The following is a 22,827-nucleotide window of genomic DNA, read 5'->3' as shown; positions in this document are numbered from 1 at the left end:
ACAAAGCAGTTAATAATGAAGTCACTTTAGCTTAGAATTTAGCTTGCTCATCTGCTCACCAATCTTTTTTTTAACCACCTTAGCATAATGTTGTTGAGTAATTCCAATTTCTGAATGACCTAGTAGCTCAGATACTATCTCCATAGGTACATCATTGTAAAGGAGAATAGTTGAAGCAAAGGTTTTTCTGGCTATATGATGTGTAAGAGTCTTATTGATACCTACAATCTCAGCTATCTCCTTTAGATAAGAATTGAACTTCTGATTAGTAATAAGAGGAAGAAGCTGTGTTTCTGTTCTATATTTGTCTAAAATACTTTCAGCTTTAGATAACAAAGGAATGTCATAATCTCTCTTTGTTTTCTGCCTGTGAATATGAATCCACTTATTGCCATCATAACCTGTCTGAATATCAATTACTTTAAGATTTGACATCTCTGTATAAGCTAATCCTGTATAACAACAGAATATGAACATATCAGCTACTTGCTGTAATCTTTCAGAAGCAAACTGATACTTTTCTAATGCTTCTAACTCTTCTTTAGATAAGAATATCACTTGTTTTTTAGGCTTCCTGTTTTTATAGAGTAGGAAAGGATCTTTAGCTAAGTAATCCAGTCCTACAGCTAACTTTACTATCTGTTTGAACCTCTGTATTGTCTTGTGGACTGTATTCTGCTTAAACAGCTTCTCAGTCTTAAGATAAAATTCAAACTCAGTAATAAATGCCATAGTCATGTCTTTCAGAAGATAATCAGATTTTTTGTACTGATGCTTTATGAAAGACTTTACATGAGTTTGTGTCTGGTAAAACTTAGCTACAGACACTTTAGTGGTAGAAATACCAATCAGTTTTTCCTGTTTAGTGATATGAAGGTGAAACATTTCATTAATGGATTTGTCCTGCTTAATATTTTCTCCTTTGTATTGTCTGTAGATGTCATCTACATCAAAGTCCTTTTCCTGAACTTGAAGGAATAAAAAAGCCTGATTAATATCTTGTTTAATCAGGCTTAGTTGAGTGTTGATTTGATTATTTATTTTGTTATGAGGAAATGCCTTTTGCTTTGAGGCATTCCAAGAATTTGGGTTTATAAATATACCAGTTGAAAACTCTTTTCTTTCTAATTCATTGGTAATTCTACAGGTCAAAGGACAGAGGTTATTTACATTCATTTTAGATTTTCTTATATAGAATAGTATTTTCATTTTGTTGTATTAATAGGGGTTTGAGATGGGACACCAGAACTTTTTGGGGACACCTGAAGGGACACCTGAATCTTTGCTAAAAAGTAAAACATATTGTTAAATTTGAAGAAGTGAAATATGATTTTGGAGATAGATTTTTATGGTAAAATCTGAATAGGACACCTTAAAGAAAAATAGGACACCTAAAAGTTTGCCTTAAAATTGAAAAATAATGAGATTTAAAAAATTGAGAATTTAAATAAGAATTGCTGTAAACTCCCATGAATAGAGGAAAAATAGTAGAAAACAAAAAAATCTCCCTTAAAAAAGAGAGATTTCTGTGGGTCCTGAGGGATTCGAACCCCCGACCCTCTGGGTGTAAACCAGATGCTCTGAACCAACTGAGCTAAGAACCCGAATTTTTTTGAAAGGTTTCGTTTCCTTTTCTGTGGGTCCTGAGGGATTCGAACCCCCGACCCTCTGGGTGTAAACCAGATGCTCTGAACCAACTGAGCTAAGAACCCTCTAGACTTGTTGTTGTTTCCTCGTTTAGAGTGGTGCAAATATACAACTTATTTTATTACCTCCAAATTTTTTTCTAAAAATTCTCCCACAACAAAGTTACTTCCGCCTATAAAAATCATTTCTTCATTTGTAGAAGATTGTTTTGCAGAAAGATACGCTTCCTGTACAGAATCAAAAATTTTATAAGCAATTTTTGCGTCAATTAGCAAATTCTCGTAATCTTTTGGGTGTCTTCCTCTGTTAATGGCTGGTTTCGCAAAATAAAACTCAGAATTTCCGGGTAATAATTTCATGACATCATCAATTTTTTTGTCATTCACGAAGCCCAAAATGATATGTTTGTGCTTATCAATTGCCTTTAGCTGGTCAAAAACATATTCCAAACCTGCTTGATTGTGCCCTGTATCACAAATGGTAAGCGGATTTTGTGAAAATTCAAACCAACGACCGATAAATCCCGTGTTTTTATGAACATTTGATAAACCGTTTTCAATATTTTCTTCAGAGATGTTTAGATTTAATTTTTTTAATTCTTCAATTAAAGCTAAGACAACTCGAATATTTTTTAACTGATAATTTCCTTTTAAGTCAGATTTTAAATCTGTTTTTAATAAAGTAGCATCAATAAGAGGAGCATTTTCTTTCTCTGATTTTTGTTGGATGATATTTTTCACCACTTCATTATCATCTCCTGAAATAATAGGAATATAAGGTTTTATGATACCTGCTTTTTCGCCTGCAATTTCTTCAATCGTATCTCCCAAAATGTTCTGATGATCCAGCTGAACGTTGGTAATCGCTGAAACCAGAGGGGTGATGATATTGGTCGCGTCTAATCTTCCGCCTAATCCCACTTCAATGATGGCAAAGTCTACCTTTTGCTGAGCAAAATATTCGAATGCCATAATCGTAGTAAATTCAAAAAATGACGGGCGAATATCTTCAGGTAAATTTTTAAGCTTTTGAATGAAATTAAAGACAAATTCTTTCTCACACATTTTCCCGTTAACTTTAATACGCTCAGTAAAATCAATTAGGTGTGGCGAGTTGTATAGACCGACTTTATAGCCCGCTTCCTGAAGAACGGATGCTAACATATTGCTCGAAGAGCCCTTTCCATTCGTCCCTCCGATATGGATACATTTGATTTTTTCCTGCGGATTACCAAAAAAATCACACAGCTTGGTGATATTTTCTAACCCCGGTTTATATGCCTTTTGTCCGTCGATCTGATAGTTGGGAGCCTGCACGAATAGCCACTCTACGGCTTCGTTATACTGTTCGTTTGTCATGATGCAAATTTGTCAAAAGTTTTTGAAAATAAAATATTAATTTTTTGAAACTGTAACTTTTTTATATTTGGTTCGTCTAATTCGGAAAAAGCTTAATATGAAAAAAGTTTGGATTATTGTTTTTGGATTAACTTGTCTGGGGCTAAGTGCTCAGAAAAAGTGGTCTCTAAGAGAATGCGTAGACTATGCGGCAGAGCATAATCTACAGGTCATTCAGAATGAATATTCAAAACAAATCCAGGATAATAACCTAAAAATCGCAAAGAAAAACTATCTTCCCTCTGTTTCTGCAAGTGTAGGAAATACCGTGAGTTTCGGGCAGACCTCCTTCGGAACAGGAAGCTTGAGAAACGACAGATTCAGCAACAGTTCCAATATCGGAGCCGATATTCTGATTTATAATAACAGAAGGCTTGAAAAAAACATCAGAAAAGTTGAATTTGATGTTGAGGCAAGCCAATGGGATATTCAGACCATAAAAAATGATATTTCTCTTCAGATTGCTCAGCAGTATCTAACAACATTATTGAATAAAGAAATTGTAAAAATCTCTGAAGCAGCGGTAGAAAATGCCAAAAAACAATACGACAGAGCAAAAATTACCACACAGGTAGGTACAACTGCTCAAACGGTTTTGGCGGAAGCAGAAGCAGCTTTGGCAAGAGAAAAGCAAAATTTAAAATCTGCAGAGATCAATGTGGGAAGAAGCTTGTTTGAATTGGCTCAGTTGTTACAATTAAAAGAATATAAAGAGTTTGATGTGGAAGATGTTACCGTTCCGGATCAATTAACTCCTGAATTGAAATCTGTTGATGAGGTTCTGACCACGGCTTATGAAACACAGCCACAGATAAAAGCAGCAGAAAGTAGAATCAGATCTGCAGAAGCTCAAATTGAAGTTGATAAAACCGCTTTTTATCCATCACTTACAGCAAGTGCGGGGGTCGGAAGTTTTTATAATAACCTTTTGAATACGAATAATATAGGTTCGGCATTATTGTATATTCCTGAAAAAGGATTTTTCTCGCAGTATAAAGATAACTTTGGTCAGCAGGCTGCAGTTTCTTTAAGTATTCCGATTTTTAATAAAGGAATTACAAAACTTCAGGTGGAGCAATCGAGAATTAATGAAAGTGCTGCGAAAATTACTTTAGAGCAACAAAAACAAACGGTGAGACAGAATGTTCAGAAGGCACAATTTGATGTTGATGCAAATTATGAAATTTATGTTTCATCGGTAGAAGCGGAAAAAAGTACAAAACTGGCATTAGAATTTGCGGATAAAAGCTATGCAGCAGGTCGTTCTACAATTTATGATGTAAATGTTGCGAGAAATAACTACGCGAATGCTCAAGGTTCTGTGGCTCAGGCTAAATTTAATTATCTTTTCAGTCTTAAATTGTTGAATTTCTATGCGGGAATTCCATTAAGTTTGTAAAATGTCTATTCAGTCTTTAGAAAAATATTTACCACAAAATACACTGCAATATTTAAAAATCTGGTTTGCAGACTATTATATTCATATAAAAGTTACACGAAATAGGAATTCAAAACTGGGAGATTACCGAAAGCTCCCAGATAATTCCCATGAAATTACTGTAAATTCTACCTTAGCGCCTCAGCTTTTTTTCTTTGTTTTAACCCACGAATTGGCTCATCTTATCGCATTCGAAAATTATGGAAGAAGAATTTCTCCTCACGGTAATGAATGGAAAGATACTTTCAGGCAAATGTTACTGCAAAGTATTGATGTTTATGAGGAAAAATTAAGACCAATCATCATAAAGTTTTCTAAATCTCCAAAAGCCAATTTTATGTCGAGCCCAGACTTGGTTAAGTATTTTCATATTGAAAAACAGGACGATAACTTAGTTTTTATTGAGACATTAAAGAAAGGAGATTATTTTATCTATCGCAACGAAAAGTATTTATTAGAAGGTCTGATTAAAAAAAACTATCTTTGTCAGAACCTGGCTACCGGAAGGAAGTATTCTTTCAAGCCTTTGGCTAGGGTAGAAAAATGCACTTAAGAATGTCAAAATCAGATAAATACTGTGTGATAATGGCGGGAGGAATCGGGAGTAGATTCTGGCCAATGAGTACTCAGAAATTTCCAAAACAATTTCAGGATATTTTAGGCGTTGGGCGTACGATGATTCAGCAGACTTATGACAGAATCAGCAAGCTAATTCCTAAAGAAAATATATTCGTGATTACGAATAAGGAATACGTAGAGCTTTCTCATCAGCAGTTACCGGAAATTCCGCAGGAAAATATCGTAGGAGAGCCTTTGATGAAAAATACGGCTGCCTGCAATTTGTATATGGCGAATAAAATTGCCGAAATTGATCCTAATGCAACAATGGTTGTATTGCCTGCAGATCATTTGATTTTAAAAGAGGAAACTTTTTTAGAAAAAATTGAGATTGCCTTTAAAATAGCGTCAGAACATGAATATCTGGTGACGTTGGGCATTACTCCTACGCGTCCTGATACAGGATACGGATACATTCAGTTTGTTGATAAACACGATTCTGATTATTATAAAGTAAAAACTTTTACCGAAAAACCAATTCTTGAAATTGCCAAAAGCTTTCTAGAAAGTGGTGATTTTCTGTGGAATGCAGGGATTTTTATCTGGAATGTTAAAAGTATTCATCATGCTTTTGAAACCTATCTTCCTGAAATGACACAGCATTTTACGGCTTGTGAATACAATGCGGGAAATGAGCAAAGCTGCATCGAACTTATTTATCCTAAAGTTCAGAAAATTTCTATCGATAACGGAATTTTAGAAAAGGCTAAAAATGTATACGTAATTCCCGCTGATTTGGGCTGGAGCGATTTGGGAACATGGACATCGGTGTATGAAAATGGTGAAAAAGATGAGAATGAAAACGCAGCCAATTTAAAGCATCTTTTAACCTATAATTCAAAAGGAAATATTATCCGTTTAAAAAACAATAATAAAGCGGTAATCATCGATGGATTAAATGATTATATCATTGTCGATACGGATAAAGCACTTTTGATTTGTCCAAGAGATCACGATCAAATAATTAAAGATTATGTTCTTGATCTGAAAAACTTCAAAAAAGGAGATAAATTCATGTAAAATAATTGGCATAATTTCTGCCAAGTCTTTTCACTATGAGAAAAATAATATCCAAATTTACACTGTTTATATTCTTGATCGTAAGCGTTTTATCTTATGCTCAGGAAAAGAAAAAGTTTGCTAATATTTCAAGCGTTCTTAACGGAATTATTCCCAACGAGCGCGTAGATTTTTGGGTATTGGTTCATAATGAATACGGGAAAAATAATGAAGTGAAAATTTCCGGGAAAAAGAAAGATTATACTCCGCAGGCCGCGGGATTCAACTTATTTCCTAGCGAAGACAGCTTTTATTACATCGTATATTCCTCGGGTGGGAATATCAATTATGTGACTGATTTTGATGGGTTAAGAAAGTTCGTCGGAAAAACAGATAATGCAGAAGAAGCAGCTATTATCGCAACAATTGACGGCTATCTTATCGATGATGAATTTAAAGATATCGCCGCCAGCTATTCGGAAGATAAAATGAATTATTATCTGGAAATCGGCAAATTGACTTCCAAAGAATGCCCTTACCAGAAAAAACATTTTACTTTAACGGTAAATAAAGCGTCTGGAACCATAAAAGATATAAAAGATAACGGGACTTATATCGAGCTTTACAACAAAAAATGTCCGAATAATCCGAGACTTTTAAAAATCGAAAAAAAGGAAGAACCAAAAAATGAGCCTAAAAAATCAACCCGATCTACCCGCCGATAATTTCTACGAAACCGAACGATTAATCCTTCGTCCGATGTCTTTGGATGATGGAGAATTTATTTTTGATTTGTATAATAGACCGAAATTCATCCAGCATATTGGTGATCGAAATATAAAAACGGTTGCTGATGCGGAAAATTACATCAAAAATCGTTTTATGCCTCAGTTTGAAAAGCTGGGCTTTGGAAATTATTTGATCTTAACGAAAGAAGGAAATCACAAAATTGGTGGAGTAGGAATCTTCGAAAGAGAAGGTCTGGAGATTGTAGATATAGGGTTTTCTTTATTGGATGAGTTTGAAGGAAAAGGTTATGCCTATGAAGCTGCTTTAAAGGTTAAATCTATCGGAATGGATGATTTTGGATTAAAGAAAATTTCCGCGATTACTTCAAAAAATAACTATTCTTCTCAAAAATTAATCGAAAAATTAGGATTGAAGTTTCAAAAAATGGTTATGATTCCGGAAGATTCTGAAGAATTAATGTATTACGAAACATTAGACTAAAATAAACCACAAATCACACGAATATTTTCACAAATACCACAATAATGATTCGTGTTTTTCGTGAAAATATTTGTGAAACTAGTGTTTAAGAAAAACTATCCTTCCAAAATTTGTTCGGCGGCAGTTTTCGAGGTCACTTTCTCAATAACTCTTGTACAAACTCCTTTTTCATCAAAAATAAAAGTGGTTCTTACGATACCCATATACGTTTTTCCGAACGTTTTTTTCTCTTGCCATACTCCGAATTTCTCAATAATATCACGATTTTCATCCGCAATTAAGTCATAAGGAAAAGCATGCTTACTGTGGAAATTTTTCTGCTTTTTTACAGAATCACCGCTTATTCCCAACAACTGAAAACCTTCTTTTTCTAATTTTGAATAATTATCACTTAAATTACAGGCTTCCACCGTACAAGTCGGTGTACTTGCCTGAGGATAAAAGAAAACAACCAGCTTCTTACCTAATAATTTTGATGATTCTATGGTGTTTCCATCCTGATTGATTCCTTCAAATTCAGGTAATTTATCTCCAACTTTCAACATAATAATTTAATTTTGTTCAAATTTAGTGGTTACATGACAAAAAAGCAAAGAGCAGAATTGGTTCAGCTTGAATTAGAAAAACTATATCCGGAAGTTCCTATTCCGTTAGATCATACCGATGCTTATACGCTGATGGTAGCCGTTGCGTTGTCTGCTCAAACAACGGATAAAAAGGTAAATCAGGTGACGCCCGATCTTTTTGCCGTTGCCGGAACACCTCAAAGAATGGCAAAACTGGAAGAATTTCAGATCAAAGAACTGATCAAAGAAATCGGGCTTTCAAATACAAAAGCGAAGAATCTGAAAAAAATGGCAGAGCAACTTTTGGAAAAATATAACGGAATTGTACCTCAAACCTATGAAGAGCTTGAGGAATTGGCAGGAGTAGGGCACAAAACGGCCTCTGTGGTGATGAGCCAGGGCTTCGGATTTCCTGCTTTTCCTGTTGATACACATATTCATAGATTGATGACACAATGGAAGCTTACCTCCGGAAAAAACGTGGTAGAAACAGAAAAAGATGCCAAAAAATTATGGAAGGAAGAGCTTTGGAATAAACTTCATCTTCAGATTATCTTTTACGGAAGAGAATATTCTCCGGCAAGAGGGAACGGTGAGAAAGATTTTATTACAAAAATGCTGTTTGAGAAATAAAAATGTGCACGCATAAAATTCCCCTCCAATGGAGGGGTGGCGGTAATTAGACAGAATTTTTGACGGATTGGTTAGTTCATCATAATTTAAGATACTATTCCAAATCCAACAGTCTTCTGTGGTAATTGATTTGTCCTAAATGATAACCCAAATGCCCAAAAAGATGAATCAAAAAGTATCCTGTCGTCATTTTGTAACCTAAAGCTTCCAGCGGATATTCTTTTTCAAGATCTTCAGAAGATAATTTTTCCAAGGAAGAATTTACGACTTCAATTGTTTTTTCTACTTGTGAGATCAATTCTTCACGCGGAACGTCTTTTAATGAGAATTCAATTTCACGGTTTCGGATATAGCCCGTATCACCAAGATAAGCACCAATAAAATGATTGATATTTCCCACCAAATGAAGGCATAAATTCCCCGCGGAATTCAAGATGTTTTTATCTATTTTCCAGATAGCTTCTTCGTTGGTATAGGCTTCAATTTCTTCTTTTAATTTATTTAAATCTCTCGTGAAAAGAGATTGTAAGCTTTCTGTGATCATTTTTTTATCTAATTTTTGTTTTAAAATATCCTCTGAATTTTTTTGAAACCAAGCTGTCAAGATCAGCATAATAATCTATAAATCCGTAAATGCTGTCATTTTTCTTAAAATCAACTTTATTAAGGACTAGTTTTTGAGCAATAATTTTTGAATTTTTAATTAATTTAAATTCTCCTTTTAATGTTTTAGGATCAATATCTTTGATGAAGAATTTCCCGTTAAAAGCTTTGATCAGAACACCATTTCCAAAATAACCGTTGTTATTATTTAACCAAATTTCGAGAGTATCTTCTTTAGAAATAGCTTTACATTTATAATCATCAAAAGTAAATGTTCTTTTCGAAGAGTCTGTATAACTTGCTTTCTGAACAATATAAGCTGTTCGTGTTTTGCTTTCTAGCTTTTCATTGTTGAATAATTGTAGTTCGGGATATTTTAAAAGTAATCGGATCGTATCGTTGTTAATCAAGGTTTTATCGATGTTAAAATTTTCAAAATGTTGCGTCTCTTTCTTATCAGATTTACAACCAATAATTCCAAAAATTAAGATATTTATTAAGATGAAATGAACAACTTTTTGCATATTCTTGTTTAACGTAAAACTAAAAAAAGTCACAAAAATTAATTTGTGACCTTTATTTTATTTAAAATTACTTCTGCTTTTTAGCCCAAAGCTCCATTTTTCTGTTCAAAACATCTAAAGGAAGACATCCCTGGCTCAACACTTCATCATGAAAACTCGCCAAATTGAATTTTGTACCCAACTGTTTTTGGTATTTCTCTCTCAACTCACGAATTCTCAACGAACCGATTTTGTAGCCTAAAGCCTGTCCGGGCATTGCCATATATCTTTCTACTTCGGCAGTTGCGCCCGCTTCATCGTAAGAAATATTGCTTAAAAAATATTTAATAGCCTCTTCTCTAGACATTTTTCCTGAATGAATTCCGGTGTCTACAACCAATCTTACGGCTCTCAACATCTGATCGCTCAAATACCCCATTTTCTGATAAGGATCTGTGTACAATCCGAATTCAGGACCTAAAGTTTCACAATAATGCGCCCAACCTTCGCCATACGCTCCAAACCAACCGAATCTCATAAACTTAGGAAGTTTTGTATTTTCCTGTTGCAAAGAAACCTGATAATGATGCCCTGGAATTGCCTCGTGAAGGAAAAGAGACTCCATTCCTGAAGTGACATTAAATTTCGAAGGATCAGGAAGCGGAACATAGAAAATCCCGGGTCTTTTGCCATCCGGAGTTCCCTGGATATACTCGGCACTCGCGCTTGCTTCTCTGAATTTTTCCGTTTGTCTGATCTCAAATTTCGTTTTCGGAGTTACACTAAACATGGTTTTCAGTTTTGGAGTAATCTTCGTTAAAACTCCATTAAATGCGGCTAAAACTTCTTTTGAAGTCTTATAAGGCATTGCTTTTTCATCCGTTTTTACAAAATTGATGAATTCTTCCAACGTTCCTGTAAAGCCAACCTGTTGTTTTACTTTTTCCATTTCAGCGCGAAGCATTGCCACTTGCTGAAGTCCAATTTTATTGATTTCCTCTGTAGAAATATTGGTGGTCGTCCAGCTTTTTGCATAAAACTGATAGATTTCCTTTCCGTTGGGAAGGCTGTTGTATCCATCGGTATCACGACCTTTCGGTAAGTATTCTTTTTCTAAGAAATCACCCATTTTAGTGTAAGCCGGAATGATTTTTTTAGTGATGGCGTCTTTGTAAAGCGCTGAGAATTTATCTTTTTGAGCTTGAGTAAAATTCTTCGGAAACTTTTTAATTGGCCCGTAGAAAATATTTTTGTCAGGATCGGTAGAAACAATTTCTTCCGCTCTCATCTGAGGAATCATTTTGATAACCAGTTTTTTAGGTAAAACCATTTTATTGTTAATTCCTTCTTTAAAATTATCCTGAGCCGCATTCATCCAATCCGGAAACTTTTCCATTCTCTGAAGCCAGTCACTGTAATCTTTTTCTGTTTTAAAAGGTTGACTGCCTTCACCGCTTCCATACAAAGGAAAATTCAGAGGAAGACCTCCAAACTGCGTGAAAGGAATATATTCAGGATGATAAGCGTAAGCTTCAATTTTATCTTTCAACGTAAAATCCAGAACATCATAGACAACTTTATCTTCATCCGAAAGACTTTTATAATCTACATTATCCAGCTGTTTCTGAACCGAATTGTAAAAGGCTACTTCTCCGGAAATAAAATCTTTATCGATATTGATGGGCAATTGGTCATTATACCTCAAATCACCTTGAGAAGTGGCTTCCAGGGGATATAATTTAAGATATTGCTCATAATAATTGGAAGCAATAGAATCTAGATTGGAGGGCGTAACTTTCGTTAAAGGTGAATCCGACTTTTTACAGGAAGCAAGACCAATGATAAGCCCTACGCCTAAAATACTTTTCGATATAATGTTTTTCATTTTTCAGAATCTTTGTGAAACAAAATTAAGTATTATTGGAATATGCCGAATTAATAATTATAGCGTATTTTTAAAAAATACTTTTCAAAATATTTTTCACGTTCAATCTATTTTTTATCTTTGTTGCTAACGTTTAACAATCATACTATTACAGTTCTTTTTTAAGAAATAATGAAAGGGATTTTAAAAATTTACCATCCGGACGAAACGCTAAAGTACAATATTAGAAATACTTATTGTAAAGCAGTTTACAGCAACCAGCAACATTTTTTAGAGGTTGAAATTACTACGGATGACGGTTTGGATCACGTAGAAGATGATTCTTTACAGTACAACTTTCCTCAGCTTTCGCTTGAAGTTTTCGATTTTCCTATCGACTCTGCGGAAATAGAAGGAAAAACAATCACAATCAACGATTCTGATGAAGATACTTACACCGAAGTAGATCTTTTTGACGACGAAGAGGCTTTTATCTATGATAATGAGCTTTTATTTGAAAAAAGTGAAGACGGAGAGCTGCAGGTGATCTGGAAAGGAACCATTGACGATTTCTATACGGGATCTGATACGCCGATTCCTTTCAGATTAAAATGCGAATTTAAGCAAGATGATATTGAGGTAGACGAAGATTAATTCTAATTTTCATCCTCCCTATTTTTTTATAGATCAGATTTCTTTTCAAACCTGTTTTGGAGAGAAATTTGCTATTTTTGAGAAATAACAATTTTTTAAGTTGTTTTTAAGCTATTTTTAAGACATGAATTAATAATATTCCATTATTTTTGTCGTTAAAACTTTTATAAAAATACACATTAATGCTGTTAACGGAACTTACTACGATGTTGTTTGCACAAGTTGCTACACCTGCAGTGGCTGCAGAAGATTTAGAATTTTCATTTTGGAAGATCATGTTCCACGGTGGGGCTTTCGCTAAAATAGTGATGGTTACCGTGATCGCATTGGGTATATTTTCCGTATATCTGTTTTTTGAACGTTTTTTCTTTATCAAAAGATTAACTTCGAAAACAGATTCCAATTTTATGGATAATATTGAAGACTTCATTAAAGAAGGCAAAATAGAATCGGCAGCAGATTATTGCAAAAGACAGAATTCTCCGGAAGGAAGGATTTTAGAGAAAGGTATTTCAAGACTAGGGCGCCCCGTTTCAGATATTGTAAGCGCAATGGAGTCGCAAGCTCAGGTGGAAGTTGCCAATATGGAGAAAAACCTGAATCTTTTGGCAGTGGTACCGAGTATCGCTCCAATGTTGGGACTATTGGGAACGGTAATCGGGATGATTATTGCGTTCTTTAATCTATCTCATGCCACGGGATCTTTCTCTCCAAAAACTTTGTCTGAGGGTATTTATACGGCGTTAGGACAAACGGCGGTAGGTCTTGCAGTGGCAATTCCGGCTAACTTTTTCTACAATATTTTATTAACGAGAATTGATAAATTTGTACTGAAAGCACAGAATATGTCTGGTGAATTTTTAGATCTTATCAATAAACCTTTATAATTTTTCTTATGAAGATTCAGAGAAGAAATAAAGCGAATCCTGAATTCAGTTTAGCAGCGATGACAGACGTTATCTTGCTGATGCTGATATTCTTTATGATTACCTCTACGGCGGCCAATCAGAGTGCCATAGATGTGAAATTACCCAAAGCAGATACGGCAGCAGATAATGTTCCGAATCCTTTGGTGGTAAGCGTGAAGCCAGACGGATCTTATTTTGTGGATGATAATCCGGTGTCAAGAGATCAGTTGGAACCCACGGTGGTAAGTAAATTGGCCAACCAGACCAACAAATCTTTTACCATTCGTGCTGATGAAAATACGATGCACAAAGACGTGGTATTTGTAATGGAAATTGCTGAAAAAAATAAATTTAATATCGCCATTGCAACGGTTAAAGATAAATAATACAACCGGAATTTCCGGTAAGGATCATTTCAAGATGAGAAGCCATATTGTAAACAAAGACGAGGAAAATAGAGATCGGATAAAAAGTGCATTGCTTTCTATCCTGGTTTGGTCTGCCATCCTGTTGTTTGTTTTTTTATATAAATTAAAGCCTGAAATCGAGAAAGATCCTGAGGTTATAACGACGATGCTTGTCAATTTCGGAGACAACAGAAATGGTAACGGAATTGAAGAGCCTGCCGAACAGGAAGGAAGTTTAGCCGCGGCAACGGAAGAAGTAACTCCGGAACCTATTGAAACGCCTGTTCCTGAAACGAAAACAGTCATTAAGCCGGAACCTAAACCGGAACCTGTTGCCAAAAAATCTGAACCGAAAGATAAAGTCCTTACAGGAAATAATTCTAAAGTTTCCGTACCTAAAAAAGAGGAATCTAAAAAAGCTGATAAAGCATCAACAAGCACATCAGCATCTAAAAATACTAAAAAAGCGGGCGCCACAACCGCCAATTCTAAAACCGGAAGCGGTGACGGAAAAGGAAATGCGGCTATAGGAAATTTAATTAAAGGAAGAGGAACAAAAGCGGGAAGTCAAGGAGACGGGACGGGAGTCGGAAATGCAGGAGATCCTTTAGGAGGCGACGGAAACGGAGACAGTAAAGTGGGAATCGACAGGAAATTGATCGGTTTTATTCCCGGAACAATGGGTAGGGGCGGAGCGCAACCATCAAACAGCTGTACGGCAAGCGGAACAATTACCGTTGCTTACACTGTAGATAAAGCGGGAAATGTAGTTTCTGCAAGAAGGTTAAGCGGAACGTCAGATCCTTGTATCTCATCAAACGCAGTGGCTTGGGTTAAGAAATATGTAAAAGCTGAAAAAGCGAATGTTTCTTCCACCGGATCTTATAAAATTACTTTCTAAAGATACAAAAGCACTTTATTCAAGTGCTTTTTTTATTTCGTTGATTCTGTTGATAACGGGAAGTGCAAATATTCCGCTGGTTTGAAGATATAGTTCGTAAAACGTTTTTGCTTTGTCTAAAAAGTCATTATTCTGACTCGCTTTACCATTAAAATAGAAAAGATTCCCCAACATTTCATAATAATCTTTGTGATCTCTTTCTTGTCTTTCGTTCACGATTGCAATAATTTCTTCTTTTGATTTCGATGCAAGCGTTGTAAAATCAAATTTGAAGATATCTTTCATTAATGTTTCGAAATCCAATTCTTTCTGCATTAAACTTTCTTCAGGTTTATCTAAAATCAGCTTTTCTAATGCTTGAGTTAACTGGCGTATTAATCTTAATGTGAATTCTTTATCTGTAATCATTTCTTTTTATTTAAATTGTTTACGTTTTTGTGTGCTAATTTAATAGAATCATAATATTTTGAATGTTCAATAGGGTTATTAAACATCTTTAAATTAATAGAATTAAAAAAAGCTATATAATTTTTCATGTTTGCATGTGGAGGTTTACTGCTTTTAATATTATTGCACTCAAAACAGACGGAAATATAATTAATAATTTTTTTATCTTTAAGAAAAATAAGATTATGCCTAGGATAGAAGCAATCAGTAAAAATAACTGATGCGAATGGATTTTGATTTTCCCGTCCGCTTAAGATATCGTTAAGGTATTTTATTTGAAAAGGCTTTAACGTTTTGCTGATTGTATCTTTAAACTTTTTTACATTTAATTCTTTATCAAAATCTCCATCATAATAATCCATAGGATTTACGCTGACAAAGGCAATGACTTTATCATACTTGAAATCGATATAATCTTTTAGATTTTTATTTTGAGCAAAATTGCTTTTTACAAGTTCATTTACATTGTCCTTTTTACAACTGACAATGAATAAACAAAAAAATATGATGTAAAATGTTCTAACCATTTAAGCAAAGAAAAGATGTGCCAATACAATTGCGGTAATAACACCCACTAAATCTGCCAAAAGCATAGCAATTACCGTATATCTCGTATTCTTAACGGCTACTGCCCCAAAATAAACGGCAATCACGTAAAACGTCGTATCTGAGCTTCCCTGAAGAACCGCCGCCAACTTCCCTTGGAAACTATCCGGACCGAAAGTCGCCATCGTATCCATCATCATTCCACGTGCTCCAGAACCGGATAATGGTTTGATTAAAGCGGTTGGTAGCCCATCCACAAATCGTGCATCTAAATTGGAAGCATTAGCAACCCATTTCATTCCGTCGATAATGACTTCAAAAACGCCTGAAGTTCTTAAAAGTGAAATCGCAATCAACATTCCCACCAAATAGGGGATGATCTTCACACTCGTTGTAAAGCCTTCTTTCGCACCATCTACAAAAGCTTCAAAAACATTGATCTTTTTATAAACAGCACCCAATACAATTGCGACGAAAATAAAAAGAATTAAGCCGTTACTTAAAATCTGACTGAATATATCCAAGGCTTCTTTACTCAAACCAGTTAGATACCAAACGAGAAGACCAATCAATGCAGAAATTCCTCCGATATAGGCTAAAAGAACAGGTTTTAAAAGATTTATTTTTTGATAAATTGAAACAATAATCATTGCAGCTAAAGTCGCAGCAAAAGTTGCGATCATGCAGTACAGGAAAATATCCGTGGGGTTTTTAGAACCTGCAGAAGATCTCAACGCGATAATCGAAACCGGAATTAACGTCATTCCTCCGGCGTGAAGACAGAGAAACATAATCTGCGAATTACTCGCTGTATCTTTATTCGGGTTTAAACTTTGAAGGCTTTCCATGGCTTTTAATCCAAAAGGAGTTGCGGCATTATCCAACCCCAAAAGATTAGCACTGAAATTCATCAGCATATGCCCAAAAGCGGGATGATCTTTAGGAATTTCAGGGAATAATTTTGAAAAAAATGGCTGAATTAATCGGCTTAAAAGATTAATTCCGCCTGCTTTTTCTGCAATGCTCATAAAGCCCATGAACAAAGCCATAATCCCAATCAATCCCAGACAGATTTTCACTGCGGTTTCCGAAGTCCCGATCACGCCATCTGTTTCCTGAACGCGGTACACATTTACTTCCTGTTTTAAAGAATCGGTTTTATAATGAATTCGGTTGTCTTCAAAACTGTTTTTTTTCATCAAACTGTCTCGCACGATCGGCGCAACAACATTCATTTTTTGTGTTGCAATTTTTACCGTATCGCCGCCTTTTCCTACCACCATATCATTGAAAATAGTTTTGTAGTTACTTGATGAGACGTATTTTATACTGGCAATGGCAATGGCAATAATGATAAATGCCGACCAAATTCTGCTGAGAACCATTTGTTTGAATTAAGATTGTTTAAACTTATCAAAAAAACTTCAGATTACAAAGAGACGGTGAATTTTTAAGTCATTGCGGGAATGGAATGACAAAGCATTTCAATATAAATTTAAATTGAACGGCATTTTTGTTATGCTGGAAGCATCTCAGCGGTTATTTTAACGATGTTTAGATCCTTTCAGGATGACAAATTTCACGAAGATGAATTTAAAATAATAGATTATTGACTTCGCTTTTGCTTCGTTTAGGATGACAATGAAAGTGTAAAAAGAAATTGAAATTTGTAAATAAAACGATTACTTTTCATCAAGATAAACCAAAAATCCGTCAAAATTATCATCCAGATTTTTCAAAACTTTGGCTTCTTTCATTTTCTTTTCCAATCCATCAATGAAAAAACTTTTTTCAAAAAATTGGCGGTGAATTCCGGGTAATAATTCTCTGTAAAAATTCATTCCGAATGTGTTATTATGAAGATCCATTTTAGTTTCCAAAGGTTTGTTGGGAAACAATTCTTCATGCATATCGGTGATTTTTTTACAGAAATCAAGAGCTTTCTCAGGAGAAGAAACTTTTGAGCAGTACATCGTAATAAAACAGCACCAGAGTGCGTGTCTGAAAGCATTACCTATTCCGTTATTAGAAGCGGTTTTCGGGAACTTTTTCTGAGCAATGGTAAAAGCCTGCACGGTAGCATGAAAACTTAATACGGCGAAAATAGGATGGGGGAGAACAAGCCCTAAAAGACGACAAATCTTTTTAAAGCTCATGCTTCGGATCGTATTAAAAAATATTTTAAAAGTTCTCATCAATAAAAATCTCTCCCTAATTAGAGAGAGATTGTAGTATTTTGTTACAAATTATTAAGCATTTACTGCTAATAATTTTACTGTTTTAGCAACGGTTTCCTGTATTTCAGTTCTTTTCACGATGAAATCTACAAAACCTTTTTCCTGAAGGAATTCCGAAGTCTGGAAACCTTCCGGTAAGTCTCTACCGATTGTTTCACGGATAACTCTTGGTCCTGCAAAACCGATCAATGCTTTTGGTTCAGCCATAATAATATCGGCTGTCATTGCGAAAGAAGCGGTAATTCCACCAAAAGTTGGGTCACAAAGGTAAGCGATGTATAAAAGTCCTGCTTCTGAAAGCTGAGCCAATTTAGCCTGAACTTTTGCCAACTGCATCAAAGAATATGTTGCTTCCTGCATTCTCGCTCCACCAGACTGGCAAATGATCATGTAAGGAAGTTTATTTTTGATACAGTAATCTACCGCTCTTCTGATTTTTTCACCCATTACAGATCCTAAAGAACCTCCGATAAAAGCGAAATCCATACAAGAAACTACCATTTCAGTTCCTTTTACAGTTCCAACAGCATTTCTGATAGAATCTGTCAGTTTTGTTTTTGCTTTTACCTCTTTCAGACGGTCTGCGTAAGGTTTTGTATCCTTGAAATTCAGGATGTCAATACTTTCAACATTAGCATCCAATTCAGTGAATTTACCTTCATCAAAAAGGATATCAAAAAACTCTGCACTTCCTATTCTTACATGAAATCCGTCTTCTGGAGAAACATAGTTATTTCTCTTTAATTCGTCATGCTCAACAATTTTTCCTGAAGGAGTCTGATGCCAAAGACCTTTGGGAACATCTTTTTTCTCATCAGTAGATGTCGTAATATTTTGTGCTTTTCTTTTAAACCACTCGAATGCCATATTGTATATAATTGATGTGTGATAAATGATAAGAGATAAAAGAAGCGATTTACAAATCAGCTATCATTCATCTCTTATCAATTATAATTTATTTAAGCGTATTTACGTTATTTAAATCTTCAAATGCCTGAACTAATCTTGCAGCGAAAGTTTCCTCACCTTTTCTTACCCAAACTCTTGGGTCATAGAATTTTTTGTTCGGTTTTTCTTCACCTTCAGGGTTTCCGATCTGAGTTCTTAAATAATCTACATTGTTTACCATATAATCTCTGATACCTTCTGTGTAAGCAAACTGAAGGTCAGTATCAATGTTCATTTTAATTACACCGTAGTCAATTGCTTCTCTGATTTCTTCTAAAGTAGATCCAGAACCTCCGTGGAATACGAAGTTGATTGGCTTCTCAACAGTTCCGAATTTCTCCTGAACATATTTCTGAGAATTATCAAGAATTTTTGGTGTAAGAACCACGTTTCCTGGCTTGTAAACTCCGTGTACGTTTCCGAAAGCAGCAGCAATCGTAAAGTTATCAGAAACTGCTTTTAACTTTTCGTATGTGTAAGCGATATCTTCCGGTTGAGTATATAATTTTGAGTTGTCAACATCAGAATTGTCAACACCATCTTCTTCACCTCCGGTTACTCCGATTTCTACCTCAAGAGTCATTCCGATTTTAGCCATTCTTTCGAAATATTTAGCAGAAATTTCTAAGTTTTCTTCTAAAGATTCTTCAGAAAGATCCAGCATGTGAGAAGAATAAAGAGATTTTCCTGTTTGTTGGAAGAACTCTTCGTTAGCATCCATCAATCCGTCGATCCAAGGCAATAATTTTTTTGCCGCGTGGTCTGTGTGAAGAATTACAGTTGCTCCGTAAGCTTCTGCAAGCGTGTGGATGTGTTTAGCACCAGCAATAGCTCCTAAAATTGCAGACTTTTGCCCATCATTGCTTAATCCTTTTCCTGCGTTGTAAGCAGCTCCACCATTAGAGAACTGAATAATAACAGGTGAGTTTAATTTTGCTGCCGTTTCCAAAACTGCATTTGTGTTGCTAGAACCAATTACGTTTACTGCAGGCAATGCATATTTGTTTTCTTTAGCGTGCTGAAAAATATCAGTAACTAACTGACCTGTGGCAACTCCTGCCGGGAAAATTCTGCTCATGTTTTACGTTTTAATATAAATTATTAGGGTTTGTAAAATTCCTGTAAAGGTAATAATTTTTAAAAATATTCTTAATTTCTTTTATCCCTTCCCCAAAGTAGCTTCTGGCGGATGGTTTCGTAGAAACTTAAATCGTTCGGCTGCACCAGTAAAATCTGGAAATCTGCCTTTTTAATTACAATTTCTTTATCGGTTTCTATATGTATCAGTCGTGAATCCAGCGAAAGGGAGTACTGTGAAACCCTGCTTTCAACTTTAAATTTAATTTCCACACTATCGTTCACCACCAAAGGTCTTACATTTAAATTGTGCGGAGCGATAGGTGTGATAACAAAGTTTTCGTTGTTCGGAGAAATGATAGGACCGCCACAGCTTAACGAATAAGCCGTAGAACCGGTAGGCGTTGAAACAATAACACCGTCTCCCCAGAATACATTTAAAAATTCATCATTAATATAAGAATCCACCGTTACCATCGATGTCGTTTCTTTTCTGGAAACGGTAACATCATTTAAAGCGTACGGGAAAAAATCTTCTAAAACAGGCGAAACCACTTGAATAACAGATCGGCGGCTGGTTTTTACATCACCTTTCAAAATAGAATCAAGCTCTTTAAAGGCTTCTTCTTTGGTGAAACTCGCTAGAAAGCCTAATCTTCCGGTATTTACACCAACAATCGGGATTTCAAGATCTTCAATAAAGGTTAGAGAATTTACAATCGTTCCGTCGCCACCAAAAGTGAAAAACAGATCGACTTCTTTATCGATAAGATCCTGTTTGTTGTTAAAGGTTTCGAAAATCTTTGAAAACTGAAGGGCTTCAGCCATCTCATCGTACAAAACAGATTTTACGCCTCTGCTTTCCAATTCGGAAATAAATTTGCTTAAATATAAAAAAGTATCAAGATCTTTTTTCTGAGAATATATGGCTGCCTTCATTAGTTTATATTTCTATAAATTTCTGGAAAAATCCGAATCTGTCATTCAACAAATCCGATTTTTCATCAGAATAATATTTTTCTACAATTCTGTAATCATATCGGTCGAATGTTTCATCAATGGAGCTTAGATTTTCATTGCTGATCTTTATCGTTACATGAATCACCTCGTCGGACATGAAACTGATAAACGCACCATAAAATTTCGAGTTATTGCTCTCCACAATATTGGCGATCTCCGTCATCGAATATTTTCTGGATGGGGTTTCTACTGTAAGAATGGCTCCCGATTCTGAAAATAATGCGTATTTCGATAAATCCTGGAAAATATCTTCACAACTTATATATCCCAGATACTTCTCCGCTTTATTAATCACAGGAACCACGTTGGCATTAAAGGTATGAAACAGCCGGATGCTGTCCATAATATTATTGTCTTCCGGAATAGCAAAACGCTCGATTTGATGCTCCAAATCTTTCAGCGTTCCTTCTTCTTCGTAAAGAAAATCCTGCGCAAGGGCCCCGTAAAAGTGGTGAGATTTTTTAATGAAAATATGAGAATATCCAAAGTCTTCTAACATGTTCCTTGCTGATTCTATCGAGTCAGTAAGGCTAAAGCATGGGAAGTCTTTTGAGATATAGTCCTTGATAAACATTGTGCTAATTTATAAAAAATTAAATAAAACCTTTTCTGAAAATGAAACTTTTTTTCTTGAAATTTTAAAAAATTGAAATTAAAATTTGTTCGTGTCGAAAAAAAAGGTACCTTTGTCGCCTTTCATTTTTACTTTTTATTAGATTTATTTCAAACTGCACTGTCTCTTAGGCATATGCAGTTTTTTTATTTTAAAGCTTTTTCAATTTTATTTTAACACAAAGTTCGCAAAGTAATTTTTTTTTGACTACTACATGCTTGTAAGTTTACAAAGGCGTTTGACTACGTCGAATCTTCGATTTCACTCAACAAAGATCACATGAGATCTAATTAGAAATCTTTTTTATTTTATTCCCAAAACCTTTGCAAACTCCCACATTACAATTCCACCGCAAACGCTTACATTTAAAGAATGCTTGGTTCCCAATTGAGGAATTTCAATAAAAGAATCAATATTCGGCAACGCTTCATCGCTGATTCCTTCAACTTCATTTCCTAAAATAACTGCATATTTCTTCGATTTATCGATCGTAAAATCAGTAATCATCTGGCTGCTTGTTGTTTGCTCAATACCCACAACTTCAAAACCCTGCGATTTTAAATCAGCAATGGTTGTATTAATATCACTCTCGTGGCTCCAGTCTACACTTTCCGTTGCTCCCAAAGCGGCTTTGTGAATTTCCCGGTGTGGCGGTTGAGGCGTAATTCCGCAAAGAATAATTTTCTGAACCAAAAATGCATCTGCCGTTCTGAAGGTTGCACCTACATTATGCATACTTCTGATGTTGTCTAAAACCACGACCAAAGGAATTTTTTCAACCGATTTAAAGGTTTCTACATCTATTCTGTTGAGTTCTTCCAGTTTTAATTTGTGTACCAATGTCTTATTTTGTTGAGATTAATTTTCCGTCTTTGTAAACTTCTGTTTTCTCGATGCTTCCGTTTTCGCGGTAATGAACTCTGGTTCCGTTCCATTTATCATTTACGAATTCCGTTTCCCTTTGGATTTTTCCAGACGGGTAAAGCATTTTCCATTTTCCTGTGGCAATTCCGTTATCGTAATATCCGATTTGCTTTACAGATTTCCCGTTTTCATAAAAAAGTTTACTTTCGCCCTGCAATTTACCAAATTTAAAATTTGAAATTTCAGTAATGATTCCAGAAGGATTATAAAAAGTGGCAACCAAACTGTTGTCATAAATATTTTTTTCGCCGTTTCTAAAAACTTCTTTTGAGGTTAAAATACCTTCCTTATTGAAGTAAGACCATTCTTTCACCTTATAATCTTTCTTATATTCTCCTTTGGCCTGCACTTTTCCATTGTCATAATAAAAAATAGCATCACCTTCCAGTTTTCCTTTTTTCCATTCTGCAATTTCTTTTACCTGTCCGTTTTCATAAAACTGTTTGCAGCTTCCTTCCTGCAATCCGTCTTTGAATCCGCAAGGTTTTTGGGCAGACATGATTCCGAATGTACAGATGGCAATTAATAATGGATATTTCATAATTTTTCTTTTTGTTTAAAATTAATGTTTGTTGCAATAATGTGAATTAATGTTCATGAATACATGAAAAATTTTAACATTTCTCTCCCCAAATTTGGGTATTTAT

At 35.0% G+C, this 22,827-nt stretch carries 26 protein-coding genes and 2 tRNA genes; 10 read left to right on the top strand and 18 right to left on the bottom strand.

Annotated elements, in window-relative coordinates; all coding sequences use genetic code 11:
- Positions 1-21: 21 nt before the first annotated feature.
- From OXQ85_RS08380 to OXQ85_RS08365, 4 genes are all read right to left on the bottom strand, one after another.
- Positions 22-1,209 (bottom strand): site-specific integrase, encoded by a 1,188-nt coding sequence (locus OXQ85_RS08380; RefSeq protein ID WP_267403528.1) that lies wholly within the window; start codon positions 1,207-1,209, stop codon positions 22-24.
- A gap of 320 nt (positions 1,210-1,529) precedes the next feature.
- Positions 1,530-1,604, bottom strand: a tRNA-Val gene (locus OXQ85_RS08375).
- A 33-nt stretch (positions 1,605-1,637) separates the two neighbouring features.
- Positions 1,638-1,712 (bottom strand) — tRNA-Val (locus OXQ85_RS08370).
- Positions 1,713-1,760: 48 nt separating this feature from the next.
- Positions 1,761-3,005 (bottom strand): folylpolyglutamate synthase/dihydrofolate synthase family protein, encoded by a 1,245-nt coding sequence (locus OXQ85_RS08365; RefSeq protein ID WP_267403525.1) that lies wholly within the window; start codon positions 3,003-3,005, stop codon positions 1,761-1,763.
- Between the two features lie 97 nt (positions 3,006-3,102).
- On the opposite strand from OXQ85_RS08365, the gene OXQ85_RS08360 reads away from it, so the two are divergent.
- From OXQ85_RS08360 to OXQ85_RS08340, 5 genes are read left to right on the top strand one after another with little or no spacing between them, the layout of a single operon-like run.
- On the top strand, positions 3,103-4,443 hold the full coding sequence (locus OXQ85_RS08360) for a TolC family protein (RefSeq protein ID WP_267403523.1): 1,341 nt from the start codon (positions 3,103-3,105) through the stop codon (positions 4,441-4,443).
- 1 nt (position 4,444) lies between these two features.
- On the top strand, positions 4,445-5,035 hold the full coding sequence (locus tag OXQ85_RS08355) for a SprT-like domain-containing protein (RefSeq protein ID WP_267403521.1): 591 nt from the start codon (positions 4,445-4,447) through the stop codon (positions 5,033-5,035).
- 2 nt (positions 5,036-5,037) lie between these two features.
- Entirely contained in the window at positions 5,038-6,120 is a 1,083-nt protein-coding gene (locus tag OXQ85_RS08350) for a mannose-1-phosphate guanylyltransferase (RefSeq protein ID WP_267403519.1), read from the top strand.
- A 35-nt stretch (positions 6,121-6,155) separates the two neighbouring features.
- Positions 6,156-6,824: a hypothetical protein gene (locus OXQ85_RS08345; protein WP_267403517.1), complete on the top strand. Its 669-nt coding sequence runs from the start codon at positions 6,156-6,158 to the stop codon at positions 6,822-6,824.
- Complete coding sequence (locus OXQ85_RS08340; RefSeq protein ID WP_267403515.1) at positions 6,787-7,329, top strand: GNAT family N-acetyltransferase; 543 nt, start codon at positions 6,787-6,789, stop codon at positions 7,327-7,329. The genes OXQ85_RS08345 and OXQ85_RS08340 overlap by 38 nt, the downstream gene beginning before the upstream one ends.
- 95 nt (positions 7,330-7,424) lie before the next feature.
- Here the strand turns inward: OXQ85_RS08340 and bcp are convergent, their stop codons facing one another.
- Complete coding sequence (gene bcp / locus OXQ85_RS08335; RefSeq protein ID WP_267403513.1) at positions 7,425-7,874, bottom strand: thioredoxin-dependent thiol peroxidase; 450 nt, start codon at positions 7,872-7,874, stop codon at positions 7,425-7,427.
- Between the two features lie 33 nt (positions 7,875-7,907).
- Here bcp and nth point away from each other — a divergent pair, with 33 nt between their 5' ends.
- Positions 7,908-8,528, top strand: a complete 621-nt coding sequence (nth, locus tag OXQ85_RS08330; protein WP_267403512.1) for an endonuclease III — start codon at positions 7,908-7,910, stop codon at positions 8,526-8,528.
- Between the two features lie 94 nt (positions 8,529-8,622).
- Here the strand turns inward: nth and OXQ85_RS08325 are convergent, their stop codons facing one another.
- The 3 genes from OXQ85_RS08325 to OXQ85_RS08315 all read right to left on the bottom strand — a co-directional run bounded on the left by OXQ85_RS08325 (position 8,623) and on the right by OXQ85_RS08315 (position 11,519).
- On the bottom strand, positions 8,623-9,072 hold the full coding sequence (locus tag OXQ85_RS08325; RefSeq protein ID WP_267403510.1) for a DinB family protein: 450 nt from the start codon (positions 9,070-9,072) through the stop codon (positions 8,623-8,625).
- A 4-nt stretch (positions 9,073-9,076) separates the two neighbouring features.
- On the bottom strand, positions 9,077-9,655 hold the full coding sequence (locus OXQ85_RS08320; RefSeq protein WP_267403508.1) for a hypothetical protein: 579 nt from the start codon (positions 9,653-9,655) through the stop codon (positions 9,077-9,079).
- Between the two features lie 67 nt (positions 9,656-9,722).
- A complete protein-coding gene (locus OXQ85_RS08315; protein WP_267403506.1) occupies positions 9,723-11,519 on the bottom strand; it encodes a DUF885 domain-containing protein in 1,797 nt (598 codons plus the stop codon).
- A 171-nt stretch (positions 11,520-11,690) separates the two neighbouring features.
- On the opposite strand from OXQ85_RS08315, the gene OXQ85_RS08310 reads away from it, so the two are divergent.
- From OXQ85_RS08310 to OXQ85_RS08295, 4 genes are all read left to right on the top strand, one after another.
- Positions 11,691-12,152: a hypothetical protein gene (locus OXQ85_RS08310; RefSeq protein WP_267403504.1), complete on the top strand. Its 462-nt coding sequence runs from the start codon at positions 11,691-11,693 to the stop codon at positions 12,150-12,152.
- A gap of 182 nt (positions 12,153-12,334) precedes the next feature.
- Positions 12,335-13,039 carry a MotA/TolQ/ExbB proton channel family protein gene (locus tag OXQ85_RS08305; RefSeq protein ID WP_267403502.1) on the top strand — a complete coding sequence of 235 codons (705 nt, stop codon included), beginning with the start codon at positions 12,335-12,337 and terminating at the stop codon, positions 13,037-13,039.
- Positions 13,040-13,047: 8 nt separating this feature from the next.
- Positions 13,048-13,446, top strand: coding sequence for a biopolymer transporter ExbD (locus OXQ85_RS08300; protein WP_267403500.1), 399 nt, complete (start codon positions 13,048-13,050; stop codon positions 13,444-13,446).
- Between the two features lie 34 nt (positions 13,447-13,480).
- Entirely contained in the window at positions 13,481-14,368 is an 888-nt protein-coding gene (locus OXQ85_RS08295; protein ID WP_267403870.1) for a ferric siderophore ABC transporter substrate-binding protein, read from the top strand.
- Positions 14,369-14,383: 15 nt separating this feature from the next.
- Here the strand turns inward: OXQ85_RS08295 and OXQ85_RS08290 are convergent, their stop codons facing one another.
- From OXQ85_RS08290 to OXQ85_RS08245, 10 genes are all read right to left on the bottom strand, one after another.
- The gene (locus tag OXQ85_RS08290; RefSeq protein WP_267403498.1) at positions 14,384-14,776 is read right to left on the bottom strand and encodes a hypothetical protein; all 393 of its coding nucleotides are present in this window, start codon (positions 14,774-14,776) and stop codon (positions 14,384-14,386) included.
- Complete coding sequence (locus tag OXQ85_RS08285; protein WP_267403496.1) at positions 14,773-15,342, bottom strand: hypothetical protein; 570 nt, start codon at positions 15,340-15,342, stop codon at positions 14,773-14,775. The genes OXQ85_RS08290 and OXQ85_RS08285 overlap by 4 nt, the downstream gene beginning before the upstream one ends.
- On the bottom strand, positions 15,343-16,746 hold the full coding sequence (locus OXQ85_RS08280) for a spore maturation protein (protein ID WP_267403494.1): 1,404 nt from the start codon (positions 16,744-16,746) through the stop codon (positions 15,343-15,345).
- Positions 16,747-17,043: 297 nt separating this feature from the next.
- Positions 17,044-17,556, bottom strand: coding sequence for a hypothetical protein (locus tag OXQ85_RS08275; protein ID WP_267403492.1), 513 nt, complete (start codon positions 17,554-17,556; stop codon positions 17,044-17,046).
- A gap of 54 nt (positions 17,557-17,610) precedes the next feature.
- Positions 17,611-18,465 carry an acetyl-CoA carboxylase, carboxyltransferase subunit beta gene (accD, locus tag OXQ85_RS08270; protein ID WP_267403490.1) on the bottom strand — a complete coding sequence of 285 codons (855 nt, stop codon included), beginning with the start codon at positions 18,463-18,465 and terminating at the stop codon, positions 17,611-17,613.
- A gap of 88 nt (positions 18,466-18,553) precedes the next feature.
- On the bottom strand, positions 18,554-19,624 hold the full coding sequence (gene fbaA / locus OXQ85_RS08265) for a class II fructose-bisphosphate aldolase (RefSeq protein WP_267403488.1): 1,071 nt from the start codon (positions 19,622-19,624) through the stop codon (positions 18,554-18,556).
- A 71-nt stretch (positions 19,625-19,695) separates the two neighbouring features.
- Complete coding sequence (locus OXQ85_RS08260; protein WP_267403486.1) at positions 19,696-20,562, bottom strand: NAD kinase; 867 nt, start codon at positions 20,560-20,562, stop codon at positions 19,696-19,698.
- Positions 20,563-20,566: 4 nt separating this feature from the next.
- Positions 20,567-21,142, bottom strand: coding sequence for a CBS domain-containing protein (locus OXQ85_RS08255; RefSeq protein WP_267403484.1), 576 nt, complete (start codon positions 21,140-21,142; stop codon positions 20,567-20,569).
- A 417-nt stretch (positions 21,143-21,559) separates the two neighbouring features.
- Positions 21,560-22,096, bottom strand: coding sequence for an RNA methyltransferase (locus OXQ85_RS08250; RefSeq protein ID WP_267403482.1), 537 nt, complete (start codon positions 22,094-22,096; stop codon positions 21,560-21,562).
- Between the two features lie 4 nt (positions 22,097-22,100).
- Complete coding sequence (locus OXQ85_RS08245) at positions 22,101-22,721, bottom strand: toxin-antitoxin system YwqK family antitoxin (RefSeq protein ID WP_267403480.1); 621 nt, start codon at positions 22,719-22,721, stop codon at positions 22,101-22,103.
- Positions 22,722-22,827: the final 106 nt, after the last annotated feature.

The organism is Chryseobacterium sp. GM_Chr_2, assembly GCF_026540445.1.
GTDB lineage: Bacteria > Bacteroidota > Bacteroidia > Flavobacteriales > Weeksellaceae > Chryseobacterium.
Note: the sequence above shows the minus strand (reverse complement) of the source record. Positions and strands in the feature narration are given on the sequence as shown.

Excerpts from the sequence above, each read along its gene's own strand:
- OXQ85_RS08380 (WP_267403528.1), bottom strand. The coding sequence starts at position 1,209 with ATGAAAATACTATTCTATATAAGAAAATCTAAAATGAATGTAAATAAC.
- OXQ85_RS08365 (WP_267403525.1), bottom strand. The coding sequence starts at position 3,005 with ATGACAAACGAACAGTATAACGAAGCCGTAGAGTGGCTATTCGTGCAG.
- OXQ85_RS08360 (WP_267403523.1), top strand. The coding sequence starts at position 3,103 with ATGAAAAAAGTTTGGATTATTGTTTTTGGATTAACTTGTCTGGGGCTA.
- OXQ85_RS08355 (WP_267403521.1), top strand. The coding sequence starts at position 4,445 with ATGTCTATTCAGTCTTTAGAAAAATATTTACCACAAAATACACTGCAA.
- OXQ85_RS08350 (WP_267403519.1), top strand. The coding sequence starts at position 5,038 with ATGTCAAAATCAGATAAATACTGTGTGATAATGGCGGGAGGAATCGGG.
- OXQ85_RS08345 (WP_267403517.1), top strand. The coding sequence starts at position 6,156 with ATGAGAAAAATAATATCCAAATTTACACTGTTTATATTCTTGATCGTA.
- OXQ85_RS08340 (WP_267403515.1), top strand. The coding sequence starts at position 6,787 with ATGAGCCTAAAAAATCAACCCGATCTACCCGCCGATAATTTCTACGAA.
- bcp (WP_267403513.1), bottom strand. The coding sequence starts at position 7,874 with ATGTTGAAAGTTGGAGATAAATTACCTGAATTTGAAGGAATCAATCAG.
- nth (WP_267403512.1), top strand. The coding sequence starts at position 7,908 with ATGACAAAAAAGCAAAGAGCAGAATTGGTTCAGCTTGAATTAGAAAAA.
- OXQ85_RS08325 (WP_267403510.1), bottom strand. The coding sequence starts at position 9,072 with ATGATCACAGAAAGCTTACAATCTCTTTTCACGAGAGATTTAAATAAA.
- OXQ85_RS08320 (WP_267403508.1), bottom strand. The coding sequence starts at position 9,655 with ATGCAAAAAGTTGTTCATTTCATCTTAATAAATATCTTAATTTTTGGA.
- OXQ85_RS08315 (WP_267403506.1), bottom strand. The coding sequence starts at position 11,519 with ATGAAAAACATTATATCGAAAAGTATTTTAGGCGTAGGGCTTATCATT.
- OXQ85_RS08310 (WP_267403504.1), top strand. The coding sequence starts at position 11,691 with ATGAAAGGGATTTTAAAAATTTACCATCCGGACGAAACGCTAAAGTAC.
- OXQ85_RS08305 (WP_267403502.1), top strand. The coding sequence starts at position 12,335 with ATGCTGTTAACGGAACTTACTACGATGTTGTTTGCACAAGTTGCTACA.
- OXQ85_RS08300 (WP_267403500.1), top strand. The coding sequence starts at position 13,048 with ATGAAGATTCAGAGAAGAAATAAAGCGAATCCTGAATTCAGTTTAGCA.
- OXQ85_RS08295 (WP_267403870.1), top strand. The coding sequence starts at position 13,481 with ATGAGAAGCCATATTGTAAACAAAGACGAGGAAAATAGAGATCGGATA.
- OXQ85_RS08290 (WP_267403498.1), bottom strand. The coding sequence starts at position 14,776 with ATGATTACAGATAAAGAATTCACATTAAGATTAATACGCCAGTTAACT.
- OXQ85_RS08285 (WP_267403496.1), bottom strand. The coding sequence starts at position 15,342 with ATGGTTAGAACATTTTACATCATATTTTTTTGTTTATTCATTGTCAGT.
- OXQ85_RS08280 (WP_267403494.1), bottom strand. The coding sequence starts at position 16,746 with ATGGTTCTCAGCAGAATTTGGTCGGCATTTATCATTATTGCCATTGCC.
- OXQ85_RS08275 (WP_267403492.1), bottom strand. The coding sequence starts at position 17,556 with ATGAGAACTTTTAAAATATTTTTTAATACGATCCGAAGCATGAGCTTT.
- accD (WP_267403490.1), bottom strand. The coding sequence starts at position 18,465 with ATGGCATTCGAGTGGTTTAAAAGAAAAGCACAAAATATTACGACATCT.
- fbaA (WP_267403488.1), bottom strand. The coding sequence starts at position 19,624 with ATGAGCAGAATTTTCCCGGCAGGAGTTGCCACAGGTCAGTTAGTTACT.
- OXQ85_RS08260 (WP_267403486.1), bottom strand. The coding sequence starts at position 20,562 with ATGAAGGCAGCCATATATTCTCAGAAAAAAGATCTTGATACTTTTTTA.
- OXQ85_RS08255 (WP_267403484.1), bottom strand. The coding sequence starts at position 21,142 with ATGTTAGAAGACTTTGGATATTCTCATATTTTCATTAAAAAATCTCAC.
- OXQ85_RS08245 (WP_267403480.1), bottom strand. The coding sequence starts at position 22,721 with ATGAAATATCCATTATTAATTGCCATCTGTACATTCGGAATCATGTCT.